General features: G+C 69.6%; 7 protein-coding genes. 6 read left to right on the top strand and 1 reads right to left on the bottom strand.

Annotated features, from left to right (window positions below; all coding sequences use genetic code 11):
- Positions 1–100: 100 nt before the first annotated feature.
- Entirely contained in the window at positions 101–340 is a 240-nt protein-coding gene (locus tag ACFU7Y_RS40895; protein ID WP_380771465.1) for a hypothetical protein, read from the top strand.
- On the top strand, positions 322–1,050 hold the full coding sequence (locus ACFU7Y_RS40890; RefSeq protein WP_380771463.1) for a hypothetical protein: 729 nt from the start codon (positions 322–324) through the stop codon (positions 1,048–1,050). The genes ACFU7Y_RS40895 and ACFU7Y_RS40890 overlap by 19 nt, the downstream gene beginning before the upstream one ends.
- 129 nt (positions 1,051–1,179) lie before the next feature.
- On the opposite strand, the gene ACFU7Y_RS40885 is transcribed toward ACFU7Y_RS40890, so the two are convergent.
- Complete coding sequence (locus ACFU7Y_RS40885) at positions 1,180–1,647, bottom strand: DUF2199 domain-containing protein (RefSeq protein WP_380771467.1); 468 nt, start codon at positions 1,645–1,647, stop codon at positions 1,180–1,182.
- 246 nt (positions 1,648–1,893) lie between these two features.
- Here ACFU7Y_RS40885 and ACFU7Y_RS40880 point away from each other — a divergent pair, with 246 nt between their 5' ends.
- From ACFU7Y_RS40880 to ACFU7Y_RS40865, 4 genes are all read left to right on the top strand, one after another.
- Positions 1,894–2,181 (top strand): hypothetical protein, encoded by a 288-nt coding sequence (locus tag ACFU7Y_RS40880; protein WP_380771462.1) that lies wholly within the window; start codon positions 1,894–1,896, stop codon positions 2,179–2,181.
- 333 nt (positions 2,182–2,514) lie between these two features.
- Positions 2,515–2,778, top strand: coding sequence for a hypothetical protein (locus ACFU7Y_RS40875; protein WP_380771460.1), 264 nt, complete (start codon positions 2,515–2,517; stop codon positions 2,776–2,778).
- The gene (locus ACFU7Y_RS40870) at positions 2,753–3,277 is read left to right on the top strand and encodes a DUF6879 family protein (RefSeq protein ID WP_380771459.1); all 525 of its coding nucleotides are present in this window, start codon (positions 2,753–2,755) and stop codon (positions 3,275–3,277) included. Before ACFU7Y_RS40875 ends, ACFU7Y_RS40870 begins: the two co-directional genes overlap by 26 nt.
- 23 nt (positions 3,278–3,300) lie before the next feature.
- On the top strand, positions 3,301–4,149 hold the full coding sequence (locus ACFU7Y_RS40865; RefSeq protein WP_380771457.1) for a DUF5753 domain-containing protein: 849 nt from the start codon (positions 3,301–3,303) through the stop codon (positions 4,147–4,149).
- Positions 4,150–4,352: the final 203 nt, after the last annotated feature.

Raw genomic sequence — 4,352 nt, 5'->3', positions numbered from 1 at the left:
GTCGAGGGCAGAGCAGCGGCCCTCGACCGACCTGGCGCCGTGTCGGCAGCCGAACACCGGGGTACGTCCGGGACGACAACCTCCCGAACCGACAAGGACCATGACCGACCTGAGCAAGCCCATCGCAGCGAGGCCGGTCTTCGACCCCGCCGTCCCCGTCGAGACCCAGGACGCCGTACGCGACCTGGCCGCCCTCCAGCCCGCGCTGCTCGCCGCCGACCGTGACGCCGGCGCCCTGCTGGTCTCCTACATGGGCGGCAGCGCGCTCCTGCGGAGGGGTCTGGCCGCCGCCGCGCTGGGAGGAGCGGCTGCCCTGGCCCCTTGGGCCTACGGCTCGTGATCGGAGCGCCGGACGAGGCCGGACAGCGCGTCGGCGAGGTCATCAGCCAGGCTCTCGAAGGCATCCGGCTCTGCGGGCTGCTCGCGCTCTCGGTCGGAGCCGTGCTGGCGATCACGCTGGTGGGCCACCAGGTGTCGGAAAGCCGGCGGATGAACCGCCACCTCGGCCGGGCCCGCGGGCACTACGTTCACCCGCACTGGCTGACCGAGGACGCCGTGCAACTGCTCGCCAGAGCCCAGCAGGCGGCGGACACGATCCGTGCCTCCCGGTTGCACCAGGACGACCTGGGCGGCCTGCGGGTCGAGACCGAGGCCCAGCTCCCGCACTGGCTGTGGAGGATCGCCGACTCCCTGCACCAGTACAGCAAGATGGCGAAGACCGGCCCCAGCGGTGCCGACACCCGGGACCCCGCAGTCCAGAGCCTGCCGCATGCCGAGCGCAGCACCCTCGCCGACGTCCTCGCCGGAATCGAAACGCAGGTGGCCGCGCTGGAGGACTACGCCCGCCAAGCACACGAGGTCGACCTGGCCGTCGCCGACCGGACCATAGCTGACCAGTTTGAGCTCCGTAGTGCAGCCGTACGGGACCTGGCCGCCAAGAACGCTGCAGTGCAGGCCGAGACCGCTGAGATCGCACCGATGGCGGCCGGTGCTACCGCCGTGGCCAAGACCCTCACCGAACTGCGGGCGGAACGGGACAGCGAGCATTGAGCTCCGCGCCCCGATGCCGCCGAAGGTCCCGGCAGGGAACACGCAGCCCGTGCGCTTCAACGAAGTACCGGGCCCGGCGGCTCAGGCATTCTGGCGCCCGCGGGGTCAGCGGCACTCGCGCGTCAGCCCTCATGCCTGGTTCCTGTCGTGGGAGGGGTGAAGCACCGCCGCGGCGATCTCCCGTACGCGGTCCCGGGTGATTCCCGTGCGCTGTTCGACGGCGAGGGGGTGGTCGGTGGGTTCGAGTTCGACGAGGGGTCGCTCGCCGACCGGCCGGGTGTGGACGTGGGTCTTCAGGTTGAGAGTCGTGGGCGAGTAGGCCAGGAGGTCAGTGGTGAGCCAGCCGAAGTAGGGGTTCTCCGCTTCCCGGCCGGGGGCGTCCCACAAGTCCGCCGCGCGGGAGAAGTTCTCGCGGCTGAGCGAGACCCAGACAGCCCAGGAAAACACCTCGCCGCTGCCGATGACCGGTATCTCGACCAGACCCTTGACGAAGTAGTGCTGCGCGCGGATCACGCACTGGTCCGACGAGAGCAGGCAGTCGTCCGCGTCCGCGAAGGCCGGATCCCACACGGCCGGGGCCTCGGCCGTGTAGTTCATGGGCAGCTCAGGGTGGTGCGCTCCACAGCACGAGCAGAGGAATCCGAGATCACTGGTCATGACGTGGAGCCTAGTGATCGCCTTCGCCGCCCTTGATCGGCACCCACCGGTACCACCAACGAGCAAGCAGACCACATCCAGCGTTCCTCAGGGGCGGCTGAAACGCTCCCGGGCTATCACGCGACCGTGCTGGTCGCCGCACTTAACGAGTGGCTGTGAGACACCGTTCGTTGCGACCATGCGGCAGTGAACGCACTTCTTCCCGACGGGTGGACGATCGAGCAGGTCCGCTCCGCATCGGGTGACGCCAAAGCGGATCTGCTCTCGCTTGAACGGCTCGTCGTCGTCGAACAGCACGGCTTCGCCGACTATGACGTCCTCCAGCCCGACGTCATCATTGCCTTCCATGGCTATGACATGTGCCTTGCAAGAGTTGGTGAAGACTGGTTCATGGGGCAGCTCGACCCCGACGGATCAGTCATTTGCTGGGCTTCCTACGGCCCTGACCTGGCCGAAGCCATTCGCGGGTTGTGAGCTGCCAGGCGGCGAGCTCGATCATTTTCACAACACGCCCTACTTCTCCGACGGCGCGGTCGAGAAGGTCGCCCCGCAGTCCCGGGAGACGGCGCGGACGTTCCTGCAGCAGACACTGGAGCGGGACTGGCCGGGCTACATCAGCAGCCTGATCGCCGACGACAAGATCCGCACCGCCGGACCGAGGCGAGGACCCGAGGCCGGATGATTCTGCCTCGGGCCCCGTCGTGCGACGAGTGCTGCCTTGCTGCACCCGCGTGCTCTTGACGTGCTGTCACCTGCGGGTGGAACGTCGTGCAAAACCGCGCAACCGACTTGGCACGGGAGGGCATCATGACGCTACGGTTCGCCGGGGTGGATCCCGACACCGGCAAGGACGAGAGCCCGATGGTGTGGGTGGACGACGAGCAGAGGGAGTTGGTCGTCCAGGGCCTCAAGCCCGGCGAGGAGCTCCTGACGGAGATCGGCACGACCGAGTGGGTGCCCGGCCACTCCGTCGGCACCCCTAACCACGAGAACGTGACCCGCATCCCGCTGCGCATGGCGGCGATCATCAGGAAGGCGCTCGACGATGCAGAACGTGACGGCCTTCTCTGAGCTGCTGGCCGGCGCCCGGCACTCCGCGGTGCACCTGGAGATGCGCGACTCCTACGGCATCGTCGGCGAAGCCGAGGAGTTCGAGCAGTTCCAGCGGACCGGCGTGCACCCGGACCTCGATCCCGAGGGCGAGGGCTGGTCCGGTTGGGTGTCGATGATCCGGGCCGCCGTCGCCCGCGGTGTCGTGGTGCGCCGCGCCCGGATCGTCTCCGAGCCGGTCACCGAGTACATCCGCTACGAGCACGCCGGGACCGTGGTCAACCTCGCCGCCGGTGAACAGGTGCGCTGGCTGCCGCGACGCCGGGCCTCCGACCTCGCGCTGCCCGGGAACGACTTCTGGCTGTTCGACGGGACGATCGTGCGCTTCAACCACTTCACCGGCGACGGGGCCTCCGGCGGGCCGGAGATGTGCGAGGACCCCGCCGTGGCCAAGCTCTGCGCGGACGCGTTCGAGGCGGTCTGGGAGCGCGCCGTCCCGCACGAGCAGTACACCGTCTGACACCCGACCAAACGACCGGCTCCATGCCCGCATCCCCTTCCTCCAGCGCCCAGGAAGCCCGCCTGGCCGTCGCCGCGCGGCTGCGCGAGATCATGCAGGACGCCGGCCTTCAGGGGCAGGAGCCGGCCGCCCGGTGCGGCTGGAACGGCGCCAAGACCTCCCGCATCATCAACGCCAAGACCGCGCCCTCGGACGCCGACATCCGCACCTGGTGCCGGGCCTGCGGCGCCGACGACCAGGCCGAGGACCTGATCGCCGCCAGCCGGGCCGTGGACTCCATGTACGTCGAGTGGCGCCGCCTCACCCGCACCGGCCTGCGCCGGCTCCAGGAGTCCGCAGCGCCGCTGTACGAGCGAACCCGGCACTTCCGCTCCTACTCCTCCCGCGTCGTGCCGGGCGTCCTGCAGACCGAGGCCTACGCCACCGCGCTGCTTGCCACGGTGGCCGACTTCCGCCGCACTCCCAACGACGTCGCCGATGCGGTGAAGGCGCGCCTGGCCCGCTCCCGCGTCATCCGTACCGGCCATCACCGCTTCGCGATCCTGGTGGAGGAGTCCGTCCTCTACTACCGTCTCGGGACCGTCGAGACCATGGCCGAGCAGCTGGAGCACCTACGGGCCACCATGGCACTGTCGGCCGTCTCGCTCGGCGTCATCCCGTTCACCGCGCAGCGCACCATGTGGCCGGTGGAGACGTTCAACATCTTCGACGACGCCGAAGCCGGCGTGGAGCTGCTGTCCGCCCAGGTGACCGTCACCACGCCCAGCGAACTCGCTCTCTACGCCCAGGCGTTCGACCGACTCAAGACATTCGCGGTCTACGGCGCGCAGGCACGGGCCCTGATCGCCCGGGCCGCTGACTCCCTGGGCTGAATTCCTGCAAACGCGTGCAAACGCGTTGAGGGTCCGGCCGGTCACTCCCTACCGTCGATCCGTCGCCCGCAGTGACGGACCGGACACCCGGACGTTGCCTGGGGCGGGCGGCGAGTTGGGGCCGTTGCGCGGGCCCGCCCCCCGTCGGGCCCGCGCAGCCGTCACCGCCGACGAGAGAGCGGAGAACCGCCGTGGCCGCACAC

It is taken from the genome of Kitasatospora sp. NPDC057542, assembly GCF_042801945.1.
Taxonomy (GTDB): domain Bacteria; phylum Actinomycetota; class Actinomycetes; order Streptomycetales; family Streptomycetaceae; genus Kitasatospora.
This window is presented reverse-complemented; position numbering and strand designations above follow the sequence as displayed.